This is a genomic window from Verrucomicrobium sp. BvORR034 (assembly GCF_000739635.1).
Lineage (GTDB): Bacteria > Verrucomicrobiota > Verrucomicrobiia > Verrucomicrobiales > Verrucomicrobiaceae > Verrucomicrobium.
This window is the reverse complement of the sequence record NZ_BATQ01000179.1, coordinates 54,798-71,794: the sequence shown is the minus strand read 5'-3', so window position 1 is coordinate 71,794 and position 16,997 is coordinate 54,798. Positions and strand designations below refer to the sequence as shown.

The window sequence follows — 16,997 nt, the reverse complement described above, 5'->3', positions numbered from 1 at the left end:
TTTGTATCATGAAGCCCGTTTTCGCCCTCCTCCCTGTCCTTGCTGGAGCCTCTCTGCTGCTCGGTTTGCCGGGTCATGCTCCGGGACAATACTTTGATGGTGGCGCTGCCGCCGGGTTGAACCCAGCCCCGGCCGCCGTGGAATGGTCGGGTGCCTACTGGCAGTCGGTATTCAATCCCGGTGCGGTCGCTCCAGGAGCCTGGATGGATGGATTTGAGGCCTACTTCCAGACGGGCGGTGCCAACCTCGTGAATGTCACCGGAAGCATCATTGCCTATGACCTGCTTCAAAGTGGGACTGGCACCGCCACCTCCATCGGGGGCACCGGCAATCTGTTCCTCACTGGAGACAGCGTGGTCAACAGCAGCACCTTCGCGCTCCAGTTCCTGGACGGGCTCACGGTGACGGTGGACAAGGCAGGTGCAAACCAGGTGTGGAATGCGGATGGCGGCGACATCGTGGTGAATGCCGTTCTCGCGGGATCGGCGGGATCCGCCATTGGCGGGGGCGGTCTGTTGAAGACCGGCTCGGGCACGCTCTATCTCAACAAGGCCAACACCTTCGATGGCTACATCGTCCTCGCAGAGGGTGTGCTTGAGGTTGGCAACGCGGCGGCTCTCGGGGTGGGCACCAGCAGGCTTGTCTTTAATGGCGGTACTCTCAGGTACGCCACGGGGATCACGGAGGATTTCTCCGACCAGTTCGACCCCTTCACCGGCGACGCCGCCGTGGACACGAACGGGGGAAACATCACCTTTGCCACAGCCCTGACAGGCAATGGCGGCTTCACAAAGAAAGGGGCCGGGACACTGACTCTGGGGGCTGCGGCCACCTATACCGGAACGACCACGGTGGAAGCCGGGGTGTTGAAAATCGCCAGCGGCGCGATAGCCAGTGCGCTGGGCGCGAGCACATCGGTGATTGTGGCCAACGGAGCCACGCTGGATACAAACAGCAACACGGGGACGGGCACCAAGTATGACATCACCGTCAGCGGATCAGGTGTGGCAGGCATGGCCGCGTTGTGGAACTCAGGGGCCGGAGCAACCAACAGTTCCATCTGGAAGAAGATCACCCTTGCTGGTGATACGACCATCGGTGGCGTGAATCGCTACGACATCGTGGGTGCCATTGACTTCGTTGGTGGGACCTACACGCTGACGAAAGTAGGAGCCAACCAGCTCACTTGGTCACCGAACAACGGATCCACTGTGGGGGACATTGTGATCAACGCCGGCAATGTCACGGTGCAAAATGGCAACGTCGGCTCCACCGCCCATCGGTTCATCGTCAACAGCGCTGGAAACTTGAGCTCCTGGCAGGTGGCCAGCAATGGCAAGCAGGTGGAGATGAATGGAGGTGTGTGGACTTCTTCCGGAAGCGGCGCGGCGACCACCATCACCTGGAGCGGCACAGTCCACATCAACAATGTGGCCAACAACCGGATCAATCCCGGAACGGACCGCCACATGAAGCTGACGGGTCAGGTCACGGGCACAGGCGGTTTCATTGCGAACGGAGGTGGCATTCTGTATCTGGTTAACGGAACCAACAACTTCTCTGGTGGGCTGACCCTGGCGTCGGGCACCGTGCAACTTTCTGACGGTACTCTCAACGGCACGCTGGGCAGCACCTCCAATGCCATTGCGGTGAATGGCGGTGTTCTGGATCTTCACGGCACGACACAGACCGTTGGTGCTCTCTCCGGCTCCGGCGGGAACATCCAGAACAGCCGGGCCTCCACCACCTCCGTTTTGAAAGCCGGGAATGGCGGGGCAGATGCGAGTTATGCAGGCGTCATCCGGGACAACAGCGGCACGGGCGGCGTGATGAGCTTTGAGAAAGTCGGTGCTGGCAGGCAGATCCTCACGGGCGTCCAGACTTACACAGGCACCACGACGGTTACAGCGGGTGTGTTGCAGATCGGATCTGGCACGGCCGCCACCAGCACGGCGCGCACGGGAACGGGGAACGTAACGGTGGCCGCCACTGGCCGTCTGTCCGGCAACGGGGGCATCGGCAGCAGTGGCTCGCTCACCACCGTCGCCGCAGGCGGTTTCTTGAGCGTCGGCACCTTCGACGCCACTGGAGCCCAGAGTTTGCTCGTGAGTGGAGCGTTCACGAATCTCGGCGCGATCGAGATGGACGTGTGGACTTATGGTGCGGGCGGTGGCTCCACCAGCGATACGCTCGTCTTTGGCTCTGACGCCATGGTGGATCTCGGCGGCACCCTCGTCTTGACCAACCATACTGGTAACACGGCATGGGCTCTAGGCGACAGCATCCGCCTCTTCGACTGGACGGCGGTGACCACGGCGTCCAATCGCAATGTCGCGTTCAGTTCTGTGGACATGTCCTCCTTTGGCACGCTGGTTGCCGGTTGGCAGTGGGACCTGTCCCGTCTGTCGGATCTCGGAGTCATCTCGCTGGTAAAGGATGTGCTGACGGGAGCTCTGCGCTGGGACACGAATGCCGGGACCACTGGCGCTCAGGATGGCAGCGGGGTCTGGGACAACACCACCGCATCCTGGTGGAACGGAACTGGCAACGAGACGTTTGCCAGCGGGGACAGTGTCGTCTTCGGCGCCGCTTCAGGAGCCGCAGGAACGGTCCAGGTCGCTGCAGGCGGCGTGTCAGTTCAGGACATCACCTTCGAACCCGTCGGCAGTGGCAGCTACCAGATCAATGGCCCGGGGGCCATCACTTTGCAGTCAGACAGCTGGATCACCACCAATGCGGATGCTTCAATCAACGCCGTGTTGACCGGCAGTGGTACGGGATTCACCAAAGCCGGCGCTGGCCGCTTGACGCTCACCGCTGCCAACACCTACACCGGCACCACCACCTTGTATCAGGGAGTGCTGGCGATCGAGAACACCCGCGCACTGGGCGCAGGCGGGGCGGGCTCCATCATCTTCAATGGTGGCACGCTGGAGTATGGCCGGGGCATCGTGCTGGACTACTCCGGCCGCTTCGGCGCGATTGCCGCAGGTGGGGCCGTGGTAGATACCAACGGCAACAACATCACCTTTGCAGGGGTGCTGACGGGCACTGGATCCTTCACGAAGAAGGGTGATGGCCGTCTCTATCTTAGCGGGGACAGTGCCGCGTATGACGGGAAGATCATCGTTGAGGAGGGCATTCTGGCACTGGGTCACGTCAATGCGGCCGGGCTGGGCACTACCACGGCCAATGGGTTGGATGTGCGCAACGGAGCGACTCTTGACCTTTCCTTCGTGGGAGGAACTTCCCCGTTGAACAATGAACGCATCACTGCGTCGGGACAGGGCGTTGGTTATTTGGGAGCCGTCATGAAGAACGGAGGTTCCGGTCTGGTCATCAACCAGTTCGTCCTGACAGGCCACACCACCCTGAATACCAACGTCCGCTGGGACTTCGATGGTGTGATGGATGCGCAGGGGTTCAGCGTTACGAAGATTGGTTCGTCCGATCTGCCTTGGGAGGGCGGAGCCAACTCCCGGAACCTGGGCAATGCCTACGTCAAACAGGGGACTTTTAACTTCTCCGGAAGCTCCGACATGGGCTACTTCGACAGCGTGGTGTACGGGAACACGATCTATGTGAACTCCAGTGCCTCCCTCGCGTTCTATGCCAAGGGCAGCGATGACAAGCGAATCACCCTGCAGGGCGGCATCATGCGGCGCAACGGCGGTGCGGTGGGCGAATCGGCCGGTGCGATCCTCCGCATCACTGGCGGCCTGAACCTCACGGCCGGGCATTCCTCCATCCAGCACGGGAACTCCCAATTGGTCTTCCAGCTGGGCACCATCACCCGGGCCACCGGAGCCACGCTGGACATCCAGGATACCTCCGCCCTCGTGCTGCCCACCACGGGCAATCCGGTTCTGGCCACCACCAGCTCCACGAATGTCAACGGCATCCTCGGCGGGTATCTCACCTATGGCGGCAACACCTGGGCCGTGAACTCCACGAATGGGGTCAACGGAGCCATTGTGGGCCTTGCCACAGGCAGCTATGTCAACACCTTCGGTGCTGCGGCCAATGTGGATGTCCTGGCAAGTGAGGCCATCTCCAACGTCTCCGTCAACTCCCTGCGTTTCAACACCGCAGCCGCGACGACCCTTACGCTCACGGGCGCCAACACCCTGCAGAGCGGAGGCATCCTGGTGACCTCGGCTGTGGGAAACAACGCCCTCAGCATCACAGGCGGTTCATTGAGGGGTTCTGCATCGGGTGAGCTGATCATCCATCAGAACAACACTGCCAACACCCTGACAATTGGGTCGGTGATCGAGAACAACGGCGGTGCGACCGCCCTGGTCAAGACGGGCAGCGGCACGCTCATCCTGGCCGCCACCAACACTTACATGGGCCACACCTACATCAACGGTGCGGCTGGCGGCGGCAGCGCTGGTGTCCTGCAGGTGAGTGCTTTGCAAGCGACAGGAAACGACCAGCTTGGCTCCACCGCCAACCAGCTCTTCCTCAACAATGGGACCTTGCGCTATGCGGGCGCTTCGAACGCGGAGCTCTCACGCACGGTGAACCTGCTTTCGGGTGGCGGCACGTTTGATGTCCTCACCTCTGGCGTGGCTCTCAATGTCAGCGGCAAGATCACTGGCGAAGCCCTCGCGGCAGATGAAGGTCACTATGCCGGGCAGGGAAATATTACCAAGACCGGCAACGGCATCCTCATCCTGTCCAACGGGAGCAACGACTACACCGGGACGACCACGGTCAACGCCGGCATCCTGCGTATGAGCGGGGCTGGCCGTCTGGGGGCCTCCATCGCCAGACTGACCGTGAACACCGGCGGTATCCTGGAACTCAATGGCACCAGTCAAAATGTCGGCCTGCTCATGGGCAGCGGCGGCATCATCCGCAATGGCGGCGGCGGATCCTCCAAACTCACGATCGGTCATGATGACGCGACCTATGTAGCCAACGGGACGCAGTGGGGCACGGGAAATGGCTATGCGGGCATCATCGAAGACGGGAACGGCGGCGGCACGACCTCCCTCGCCAAGACGGGAGTGGGCTATCAGATTCTCTCCGGTTCGAGCACTTACACAGGCACCACCGAAGTCCTCGCCGGCACCTTGCAGGTGGGCGCGGGTACGGCTGCGGGATCCCTGGCCACCGCGCGCACCGGAAGCGGGCTGCACACGGTCTCCAGCGCAGCCACCCTCGCGGGGAACGGCGTCATCGGCGGCGACACCATTATCCAGACGGGTGGCCTGTTGAGCGTGGGCAACTTTGGGCAGACCGCTGCCCAGATCCTCACCTTCAACGGAGGCCTCTCCAGCCAGGGGACGATCAGCATGGACGTCTGGAGCGTGTCCTCTGTGGACCAGATTAAGTTTGCCGGCACGAGCCCGGTGGAACTGGGTGGCAAGCTCATCCTCAACAACGGCAATGCCGCCCTGCAGTGGCAGGTTAATGAATCCCTCAGACTCATCGACTGGGGTGTTGTTTCGGTCGTGGATCGCGACCTGGACAGCCTGTTGCTGGACCTCGCCTCCCTCGGCCTGACCAATAGCGCGGGGACCTACTGGGACACCAGCCGCCTCAAGGTGAACGGCACCATCGTTGTCCTCGCCAATGCCATTACCTTGGACAGCGATACCGCCACCACAGGAGCCCAGGACGGATCAGGCACCTGGACCACAGGGCCGGACATGCACTGGTGGAATGGTTCGTCCAACACCTCCTTTGTCTCGGACGGCACCCAGAACGTGATCTTTGGCTCGGCAGCAGGAGCGGCCGGGACCGTGACCATCAATGCCACAGGCGGCATCCTGGTGAACAACATAACCTTCAACGATGCGGGCAGCGGCTACTACACCATCGCAGGAACGGGCGCTGATGGAACGCTCACGGTGACCAACAACGCCTGGATCACCACCAACCACGCCTATGTGGACTCCCTGGGCACGACCATCTCTGCTGTGATGGCTGGCTCCGGTGCCTGGACCAAGTCCGGGGTGGGACGCCTCATCCTTTCCGGTGCGAACACCTTCACCGGCGCGGTGACGGTGGCCCAGGGCGTGCTGGACATCCGCAATGCCACGGCGCTGGGGACGACCGCAGGAAACACCACCGTGCTGGCAGGAGCCACGCTGGAGGTGCGAGGAGGCATCACCGTGGCGGAAAACCTTGTGCTCAACGGCAGCGGCCATCGCATCGGGGTGGATGCCCTGGGCGCGATCCGCAACCAGGCGGGCAACAACACCTTCAGCGGCTCGATCTCGCTGGCATCCACCTCCCAGGTGACCTCCCGCGATGGCGTGCTGACGCTCTCGGGCGTGGTCAGCGGTGTGGGCGGCCTGGTGGTCACCGGTGAGGGCCCCGGCTCCGTGGTGGTGCTGCAGGGTTCTGGAGCGAACACCTACACTGGAGGCACCACCATCAACTCAGGCATCCTGCGTCTGAACAAGAACCAGTACGTGAACGCCATCGCCGCCAACACCCAGGTCAATATTGGCGACGGCCAGGGCGGCAGCCAGGACATCCTGCGTCTGGCCCAGCACGACCAGATTGCAGATGCCGGCACGGTTCTGAACTTCCGCGGCACGGCCTCCCAGGCGGGCACGTTCCAGTTGTTTGGGTTCAATGAAACGGTGGGCAGCATCCGCAGCATCAACGGTGAAGGCATCATTGAGAACGGCAACAACGGCACCAGCACGCTGACCGTCAACAATGCCACGAACGACGTCTTCTCAGGCATCCTGCGCAACAACGGCGGCATTCTGGCCCTGACCAAGATCAATTCCGGCATCCTCACGCTCACCGGGGCCAGCTCGTATTCCGGCGCCACCACCGTGCGGGCCGGGGTGCTGGAGCTGGCAGGTTCCGGGTCCATCGGAGCCACAGGCCAGATTGTCATCACCACCGGCGGGACCCTTCGACTGACCAATTCCGCCAGTTCGAACTCCTCGAACCGGATCAACGATGGGGCTGCCGTGTCTCTCACCGGGGCCAGGCTGGAATTCAGCCACGACGGTGGCACTGTCAGCTACTCGGAGACGGCCGGGGATCTCGTGCTCGAGTCCGGAGCCAGCACGGTGGCCACCTCCCGGGCCGCCGATGGGCAGTCCTCGACGCTCCGCTTTGCCTCCCTGTCCCGAAACAACTCCGCCACAGTCGACTTTTCCGGTGCCGGACTGGGTCTTGATGACGGCCGCAATCAGGTGGTCTTTGACACTCCGCCGTCCGGTCTGGACCACGGCATGATCGGAGCCTGGGTGACCGTCGGCAATGAGTTTGCCAAGTACGGCAGCCGCGGCGTGACGGCCATGACCGCTGACGACTACACCATCGGCACTGCCGACAGCACCTGGACCTATGTCCAGAACATCAAGCAGACCGGCGGGTTCACCCTCGGAGCTGACCGGGTCATTAATTCCTTGAACCTGGCGCAACAGTCGGCGGCAACGGTGAACCTGGGTGGGCACACCCTGAGGATCGAATCCGGCGGTCTCCTGGTGAGTGGGGATTTTGACAGCGAGATTGGCGGGGGCACTCTCACGGCCGGTACCAGCGCGGACTCCCGTGGGGAACTGGTGATCCACCAGAACTCGGCGGGCCGGACCTTGAACGTCACCGCCTCCATTGCGGACAACGGCACCGGGCAGGTGGCTCTGACGAAGAGCGGCGCTGGCACCCTGGTACTGAGCGCGGCCAACACTTTCACCGGTGGGCTGACCGTGAATTCCGGCACCGTCCGGCTGAACCACGCGGATGCGCTGGCAGATGGCAACCGCCTCGCCGTGGAGGCAGGCACGCTAGACCTCAACGGTCACAGCATCAGCGTCAGCCAGCTTTCCAGTGCGGCGACAGCCACCGCAGGTGTCATCACGAACAACGGCGCCACCCCGACCGTCATCACGGTGGGAGCGGACGGCCAGAGCAGCGCCTTCTACGGCGTCATCCAGAACGGCACGGGTGCCGTGGCTCTGACCAAGGCTGGCACTGGCTCACTCACCCTGGGCGGGAACAGCACCTATACCGGTGTTACGCATGTGGAAGGCGGGAAGCTCATCGTGGCCAGCACGGGCGCGCTCGGCAACACCGCCGCTGGCAGCAACACGATTGTCAGCGCTGGAGCCACCATCGAGTTCGCGGCAGAGGGTGTTTACAACGAGTTCATCTCCATTGCTGGTGAAGGCGTCAACCGCCAGGGTGCGCTCACGCTGGCCAATGTGGCTGCTTTGCGGGGCGGGGCAGACCAGGTCCGGGTCATGAATCTGGTGCTCACCGGGGATGCCACCATCAACAACAGCAGCAAGCGCCTCGACCTGGACGGGACCTTGCAGGGCAACGGCTTTGCCCTGACCAAGATCGGCTCCGCGCAGGTGACCTATGAAGGCGGGCAAACCACCAATCTCGGCGATGTCTTCGTCAAGCAGGGGGACTTCACCTTCGGTGGTGGCGCCGGAGCCTTGGGCGACTCCACCAAGACGGTCTATGTCAACTCCGGAGCCACGTTCCGGTTCTACAATGTTTCCTCGCCCTCGAAGAACATTACCTTGCGGGGCGGCAGCTGGATTCGTGACGGCAGCGGCAACCAGACAACTCCAAACGTCTTCCGCGTCACCAACGGGCTGAAGCTGGAAGCTGGAGCCTCCGCCATCTCCCATCAAAACACGAACCAGGTGATCCACTTGGAAACGATTCAGCGGAGCACCGGGGCCACCTTGAACATCACCAACAGTTCGGCGGCACCAATCACCACGGACTCCCTCAACTCCAATGGTATCATTGGCGGGTATCTCACCTGGGGCGGCAACACTTGGGCCGTGAGCGGGGAAAGCGGATCGGACATCACCATTGGCGGTCTGGCCACAGGCTCCTACCAGGTGAACAACTTCAGCTCTGCCAGCAACAACGTGGACGTCACCAGCAGCCAGTCTCCTGCTGCTGGCTTCACGGTCAATACGCTGCGCTTCAATGCTGCGGCGACCGTGACACTGACCCTTCAGGGCACTAACACCGTTTCCAGCGGAGGCATTCTCATCACCTCCGCAGTCGCGGGAAATGTCTCGAAGATCACCGGCGGCACCCTGGTGGGCTCTGCTGGTGCCGGGGGTGAACTCATCATCCACCAGAACAACACGGGCTCGGCCTTCACCATCGAGTCGGTTATTGCCAACAACGGTCTGTCGAACACGGCCCTGACCAAGGCCGGGGCGGGACGCCTCGTGCTGACGGGGAACAATACCTACAGCGGCGGCACCTACATCACCGGCTCCACCGGTGGCGGCACCCGCGGTGTCCTCGCCGTGTCCAAGATCTCTGACACGGGAGACAGCAATCTGGGCCAGTCCAGCGGCGGATCCAATGGTCTGTACTTCAACAACGGGACCCTGGAGTACAACGGCAGCTCCAATGCCACCACAGGGCGCAATGTGGAATTGCTCTCCGGCGGCGGGGAGATCAACGTCACCAATGGGGCCGTCAGTCTGACTCTCAGCGGTGCCATTACCAATCCGGTAACGGATGCCGAGGGCGGCTTCTACGCCAGCGAGCATGCCCTGACGAAGAGCGGATCTGGTACCCTCGTCTTCTCGGGATCAGGAGCCAACACCTACACGGGTGACACCACCATCAATGGTGGCGTGCTCCTGCTGATGAAGACAGTCGGTGTCAACGCCATCAGCGGCGGCATCACCGTCAACTCCAACGGCATTCTTCGCTTGGGAGCTTCTCACCAGATTCAGGACACCTCTGTGGTCACCCTCGCGGGCTCCGGCCGCTGGGACCTGAACGGAGAGTCGGAGACCGTGGGCGGCCTGGCCGGGGCCCTGGGGACCGTGGGCAACGATGGCGGTGCTCCCTCAACTCTCACGGTGAAGGTGGCTGACGGCCAGACCGCGACCTACGGCGGCTCCATCGAAGATGGCGCGAGCGGCATAGGCGGGCTTTCCCTGGTGAAAGAGGGCACCGGCACCCAGGTGCTGACCGGCACCAACACCTTGTCGGGCACCACCACGGTCAGTCAGGGCACGCTTGAAGTGGGCACGGGAGGCAGCCTCATGTACAGCAACGTGGAGATCGCCGAGGAAGGTCGTCTCCATGTTAGCTCGGAATCGGACACAGAGTTCAATGGTGAAATCACTGGGGAGGGCTCCATGGTGAAATCTGGCGCGGGGACGACGACTCTGTGGAACACGGTGACTCTTGCTGGTGGCGTCAGCGTGACCCAAGGTGCGGTCTTCTTTAATAATCTGACCGGATACCTGGACGGGCTGGATGACAATCCCGTGGTGCAGGCTACTGGCGGCCGGATTGGGGGATACGGGACGGTGAATGCCAATGTGGTGGTGAAAGAGAGCGGTGTGATCAACGCTGGCGACAACGACGTCTCCAAGTTCGGGTTGTTGACGATTGAGGGCAGTCTCGATCTAAAGCGGGGTGCGGTTTCAGGATCTCCACGTGCCATCTTTGAGATGTCTGCATCGGGCGGTATCTTCAACGATGGGAACTTCGCACTTGATCCCAGCATCTACGAGAATCTCGGCGGCTATCTGGCCGGACTGGACTTCGAGAACGGCTTCGGGGGCATGAGCCTCTTCAACTACAACATCGGCGCTCACGACCAGATTCTCCTCTACGGTGATCTGACCCTGGAAGCCGGGGCCATCATCGTGGTGGACAATTCTGATGGCTATACCTTCCAGGAAGGTGACATGCTGGACCTCATGAACTGGGCCACCCTCCACAACAACGGGTGGGATGTGAATGCGGATCTCGTTCTTCCCACCCTCGCCGAAGGATTGCATTGGGACCGCAGCCTGTTCCTGTCTGAGGGGGTCCTGGTAGTGGTGGCCCCGGAGCCCGGCAGAGCCTTGCTCTTGTTCGCGGGACTGGTGTTGATGATGGCCCGCCGTCGTCGGCGGTAGAGTTTGGTTTGGTTTAGTTGGGGTGGAGCGCCCCGCTGTCGCTGGGATGAGTGACAGCGGGGCCAGTTGGTGGTTTTTTCCAAGGAAGCAGGGTTGTACGCCCGTGTCCTGCTCCGGCGCAGGCCATGCGGAATGCGGAAATCTCGAAACATCCGGACCGCGTTTTGATGCGATCCCGATGTGTGGAGAGTTCGCAAACATCCCCATCCTATTGTACTCCTCCTCAATGACTCACGACGCCACAAGGGTTCTCCCGGGATTTCCGTCCTTGGAATCCCTGCTATCCGCCATCATCGATTCTTCCGACGACGGAATCATCAGCAAGGATCTCAACGGCACGGTCACAAGTTGGAACCGCGCAGCGGAGCGCATCTTTGGCTACACGGCCGAGGAAATGATCGGCCAGTCGGTGCTGCGGCTCATTCCGCAAGATCTTCAGACGGAAGAGGCGGAAATCCTGCGCAAGATCCGCTCTGGTGAGCGGGTGGATCACTTCGACACCCGGCGTCAGCGGAAGGACGGCAGCATGGTGGATGTCTCCCTGACCATCTCCCCGGTGAAAAATGCGGAAGGTCAGATCATGGGAGCTTCCAAGGTGGTTCGAGACATCACCTCCCGCCGGCGCACTGAGGCGGCCCTGCAGGCGGAGAAGAAGAAGCTGCAGGTGCTGAACCGCCTGGGGCTGGACCTCACGGGCGAGAAGGATGTGCAGAAGGTGGTGCAGGCCGTCACGGATGCGGGGCGGGAGTTGAGCGGGGCTGCCTTTGGCGCTTTCTTCTACAATGTGGTCAACGCGCAGGGGGAGTCGTACATGCTTTACACTCTTTCCGGCGCACCGCGGGAGGCGTTTGAGAAGTTCGGCATGCCGCGAAACACGCCCATCTTTGAACCCACCTTCTCCGGGCAGGGGCCGGTGCGCATCGATGATGTGCTACAGGATCCGCGCTACGGCCGCATGGCCCCTCACCATGGCATGCCCAAGGGGCACTTGCCGGTGCGCAGCTATCTGGCGGTACCAGTGGTCTCCCAGAACCAGTCCGTGATCGGTGGACTGTTCTTTGGTCATCCAGAGCCCGGCATCTTCACGTCTGAGGCAGAGACCCTGGTGGTGGCAGTCGCTGTGCACGCGGCCATGGCGCTGGACAATGCGAAGCTCTACACGAGTCTCCAGGCAGAGGTGGAGCAGCAGCGCGCCATGCAAAAGGCGCTGCAAGAGAGCGAGGAGCTGAGCTCCAGCATCCTCAACAGCACGGCGGACTGTGTAAAAGTGCTGGATCTGGAGGGCAGGCTGCTTTCCATGAACCCACCTGGCGCGAAGCTGTGCGAGATCGATGACTTCGAGTCTGTGCGACTCAAGCCCTGGGTGGAGATCTGGCCGGAGGAAATGCGCGGCCGGGTGACCGCCGCGATTGAGGTGGCCTTGCGAGGGGAGACGGGCCGCTTCCAGGGGCCGGGCATCACGGCCAAGGGCACCGTCAGATGGTGGGACGTGCTGGTCACGCCCCTGCGAGATGCCACCGGCCGCATCACCCGGCTCACTTCCACCTCCCGCGATGTGTCCGAGCAGCGCCGGGCGGAGGAGGCCGTGCGCCAGTCTGCGGAGGAGGTCATCCGCCAAAGTCGGCTCAAGGATGAGTTCCTGGCAACGCTCTCGCATGAGCTGCGGACGCCGCTGCAATCCATCCTGGGCTGGACGCAGATCCTCCAGATGGACGACGTCACGGCGGAAGACCTCAAGCAGGGGCTGGAGGTCATTGACCGCAGCGCCCGGGCGCAGACCCGCATCATTGAGGATCTGCTGGACATGAGCCGCATCCTCTCCGGCAAGGTCCGCCTGGACGTGCAGAAGATGGAAATTGGCCCGCTCATCGACAACACGCTGGAGACCCTGAAACCAGCCGCTCAGGCCAAGGGCATCCGGCTCAGTGCAATGTTGGATCCGCTGGCGCGACCCATTTCCGGGGATCCAGCACGGGTGCAGCAGATCTTCTGGAACCTGCTGAACAACGCGATCAAGTTTACTCCACAGGGAGGACGGGTGCAGATCTTGCTGGAGCGGGTGAACTCGCATCTGGAAGTCGCCGTCACCGACACCGGGCGGGGGATCGCGCCCGATTTCCTCCCGCATGTGTTCGAGCGCTTCCGTCAGGCGGACTCCACCTCCACGCGGGAGCATGGCGGTCTGGGGCTGGGGCTGGCCATTGTTAAGCACCTCATTGAGCTGCATGGCGGGACGGCCCGCGTGAAGAGCGCGGGTCTCGGCCAGGGCTCCACGTTCATCGTCACCTTTCCTCTCCTGCCCCTGCACTCAGAGCCTGCTGATGAGCCTCGCCGCCACCCAGCTTCACCAGAAGGGGAGTTGCCGGAGATTCCTCTGCCGCGACTCGATGGTGTGCACTTGATTGTCGTGGATGATGAGGTGGACGCGCGCGGCGCGATCGCCCGCATGCTGACACTGGCGGGCGCGGTGGTGCGCACCGAGGGCTCCATGACCGGAGGGCTGAGGCTCCTGGCCGAGGCCCCGGCCGACATTCTGATCAGCGACATCGGCATGCATCCGCAGGACGGGTACGAATTCATCCGCGCCGTGAGAGCTCTCCCTGCGGACCAAGGCGGAAACATCCCCGCCGTGGCCCTCACCGCCTACACCCGCGCTGAGGACCGCATCAAGGCCATCACCGAGGGTTTCCAGATGCACCTCGCCAAGCCTGTGCACGCTCTGGAACTGCTCACCATCGTCGCCAGCCTCGCCCGCTTCGCGGGAGACAAAAGACTTGAAGACACAAGACGCAAGACTTGAGCTGGTGCATGGCCAGTGCGTCGGTTCGTCAGTGGGCAGTGCGTCAAGGTGTTGGGGCTGAAGCCGTACGGAGTCCAGGCTTCAGCCTGAGCAGGTCACAGAAATCTCTCAACGGAGCGGTCAGTAAGAGGAGCGAGGGACATTCCTGTCCCGATCCGCCCCGAGCGTCCCATGACGTTGCGCTCTTCTTGGGCCTCTCCCTCAAGCGTCAGCTCAGGGCTTGAGTCTTGTGTCTTCAAGTCTTGTGTCTCCGCGAAGCAGATCGTTTGCGCCGCCAATACAGAGAACGCCGCACACTTTTTTGTGGCAACCTATCGGCATTATGATTTATATGAACACATGGAAAGTGGTGCTCGCAAGGTGAAGCAGGATGACAGCAAGCCTCCCCGCACCCTTCGTGTCGCGGTGGTGGAGGACGATAAAGTCGTCCGGACCTTCATCGAGCGGCTGCTCGGCAAACCGGAGCACAACTGCCAGTTTGTAGGGGCTTGGGCGGATGCGGAGTCGGCCCTGCGGGAGCTGCCTGAATTTGAGCCGGATGTGGTCGTGGTGGATCTGGAGCTGCCCCTGATGTCCGGTGCGGAGCTGATCGCCGTGTTGTCCCGCAAGATGATCAGCGCTGCCTTTGTCGTGCTCACCGTGCACGATGATCCCGCCAAGGTCTTTGCCGCCCTGCGGGCCGGGGCTCACGGGTATCTGCTCAAGGGCTCCAAGCCAGAAGACATCGTTGGCGGCATCCGCTCCGCCAGTGAGGGCGGGGCTCCGCTCAGCCAGGAGATCGCCCGACTGCTCATCCAATCCTTCCAGGAACCGCCCAAGACGGAGAAGGCTCCCATCCCCGGTCTCACCCCGCGCGAGACCCAGATCCTGGAACGCCTGGCCCAGGGCATGGTGCCCAAGGAGGTCGCCTTTGAGCTCTCGTTGAGCTACGAAACTGTGCGGGACTATCTAAAGGGCGTGTATCAGAAGCTCCACGTGCGCTCCCGTACCGAGGCTGTGATCAAGTTCCTCCAGCACAACAACAACGAAGGTTGGGCGACTTGAGCCAGTGCGTCAGTAGGCGGTGCGTCAGTGGTCAAGGTGTTGGATCTGGATCTGTACGGAGTACAGGCTTCAGCCTGCGGAAGCTGATTCGTTGATCTGTAGTGATCGATGAGTGAGGGCTGGCCGATTGAGGTTTGAAGTTTTTGCCTAGCACCGCCCCTCAAATGAGGGCCTGTTTGCCAACGTCGGTTTTCATTAAACTACCGACCATGAACACAGCACTTCCCTCTACCCGCCCCACAGTCGGCGTGCTGATTCGCTATGCCCGCGCCTCCTCCACCCTGCCGCGTGTGATGGCGGCGCTGCAGGCGCAGACGTTGCAGCCGGACCGGATTCTAGGGGTGGACAGCTCGGGCTGTGTCGCGTGTGGCGAGCTCATCCGCTCCGCCGGAGGGGAGGTCCTGCGCTGGCAGGAGAAGTATGAACCCTCCCGCGTGCTCAATCACGGCCTGCGTCATCTGCCCACGGATCTGGTGCTGATCCTCAGCTCCCACACCGTGCTGGAAGATCCCCGTACCTTGGAGCACATGGTGGCCGCCATGGCGGATCCGCACGTGGCGTGCGTGAGCGGGAAGGGCGTGCGCGATCAGGAGTCGGATCGGGATCGCGACCACGGCAACGAGTACAGCGATGCCATCACCTGGCAGGAGATCCAGGAAAAGGGGCTCAAGTTCGGCTCCTTCTACAGCAACAATCTGGGCCTGTTGCGCCGCAGTTGCTGGGCGGAGTGTCCGTTCGATGAAACCCTGCCCACGGCGGAGGACTACGCCTGGGCGCTGGAGCAGGTGAACGCGGGTCACGTCTGCCGCCGGTTGAACTTCCCCTTTACCCTGGCCCGGCACAGCGCCTCGCGGGAGAAGCTCTTTTCCCAGATAACCTTTCAGCTCGCAGCGTGGCATCACTTGAAGCCCGCCTGGCCCGGAGTCTGGAGCTCCGTGCGGTGTCTGGCAGGCTACTGGCTTCGACCCAACCAGCCCGATGCGCGCGACCTCCGCGAGCAGTTGTGCGAGCGCCTCAAGGGCTGGCGGGCGTTTCATTTCTCCCGGCCTGTGTTGTATGGGTCGGGAAAGGGTTAGATGCTATGAGTTGAGCGCGGCCAATTCCGTTTTGGGAAACATTGCTCCAGCGTGAACAGCGTCGCGAAGCGTCTTGGAGTGCGTGTGGCTCGACACCGCTTTGGCGGGGCTTGTGATGGTCTCGAACCGCAAGAGTAGAGCAGGGCAGAGGTGCGTCCAAAGGCAGGGGGGGAGGGTAGGTTGGTCCGTTCGTCCGCTGTCCATGCCGCATGCCATCCCGGCGGGGACGCCGGGAGCACACACCGGCTGGAAGCCGGTGTCACTTGCTTGCCTTCCAGTTGCAGTCTTGGCTGAATGGTCAATGGGTGCCCCATGCCCCACCTGCGCCGTCGCCACCTCCTGATTTCCCTGCTTGTCCTCTCCGGTCTTCCCGTCCTCCCGGCCGCGGAGCCGGTCGAATCCGGGATCAATATCGTTTCCTTTAACCTCCGCAACGGCGGGCGGCGTTTCGACGGCCAGTATGACCACGCGTTGCAGCATCGCGTGATCGGCGAGCTCAAGCCGGACCTGGTGGCGTTGCAGGAGGTGGACCGCAAGACCACGCGGGTGCAGGGCCTGGATGTGCCGGCGGATTTTGCGAAAGCGCTGGGCATGACCTTTGCCTATGGGGCGGCCATGCCTTTTGCGGGAGGGGAGTATGGCACGGCGGCGATGTCTCGCTTTCCCATCACGGCCTCGCGCACCATCGCGCTGCCAGTGAAGGGCGGCGAGCCCCGGGCGGCCACCTTGATCACGGTGACCATCCCGACCGTCCCTCAGGCAGAGGTCACACTGGTGAGCGTGCACTTCGACTCCGGTGCGGACGATGCCGCCCGGCGGGAAAACGCCCGCGGCCTGATCGCCGCGCTCAAGGAAACAACCAACCCGGTGATCCTGGCGGGCGACTTCAATGATCGTCCGGACTCCGCCACTCTCGCCCTGCTTGCCGAGGCCGGATTTCGCAGATGCGTGCCGGAAGGCGATGCCAGCAGCTACCCTGCGGACCAACCGAGCGTGGTGATCGATCACGTGTTGCTGCGAGACGGAGCAAGCGTCCGTCTGGAAGATACCGGGACCAAGGTCGTGCCCAATGCGGAGGCAAGCGATCATCGGCCGCTGCAGAGCCGGGTGAGGCTCGCTACGCGAGAGACGCCAGACTTGAAGACACAAGACGCAAGACCTGAGCTGACGCATGGCGGGAGGCCAAAGAGATAG

General features: G+C 62.4%; 5 protein-coding genes. All 5 read left to right on the top strand.

Annotated features, from left to right (window positions below; genetic code table 11):
- The first annotated feature begins 8 nt into the window (after nucleotides 1–8).
- The 5 genes from BV034_RS31745 to BV034_RS31720 all read left to right on the top strand — a co-directional run bounded on the left by BV034_RS31745 (nucleotide 9) and on the right by BV034_RS31720 (nucleotide 16,997).
- Entirely contained in the window at nucleotides 9–10,883 is a 10,875-nt protein-coding gene (locus BV034_RS31745) for an autotransporter-associated beta strand repeat-containing protein (protein WP_050030960.1), read from the top strand.
- A gap of 268 nt (nucleotides 10,884–11,151) precedes the next feature.
- Nucleotides 11,152–13,683, top strand: coding sequence for a PAS domain S-box protein (locus BV034_RS31740; protein ID WP_050030959.1), 2,532 nt, complete (start codon nucleotides 11,152–11,154; stop codon nucleotides 13,681–13,683).
- Between the two features lie 339 nt (nucleotides 13,684–14,022).
- Nucleotides 14,023–14,727 carry a response regulator transcription factor gene (locus tag BV034_RS31730; RefSeq protein ID WP_050030957.1) on the top strand — a complete coding sequence of 235 codons (705 nt, stop codon included), beginning with the start codon at nucleotides 14,023–14,025 and terminating at the stop codon, nucleotides 14,725–14,727.
- A 209-nt stretch (nucleotides 14,728–14,936) separates the two neighbouring features.
- On the top strand, nucleotides 14,937–15,803 hold the full coding sequence (locus BV034_RS31725) for a glycosyltransferase family A protein (protein ID WP_050030956.1): 867 nt from the start codon (nucleotides 14,937–14,939) through the stop codon (nucleotides 15,801–15,803).
- Between the two features lie 312 nt (nucleotides 15,804–16,115).
- A complete protein-coding gene (locus tag BV034_RS31720; RefSeq protein ID WP_265593689.1) occupies nucleotides 16,116–16,997 on the top strand; it encodes an endonuclease/exonuclease/phosphatase family protein in 882 nt (293 codons plus the stop codon).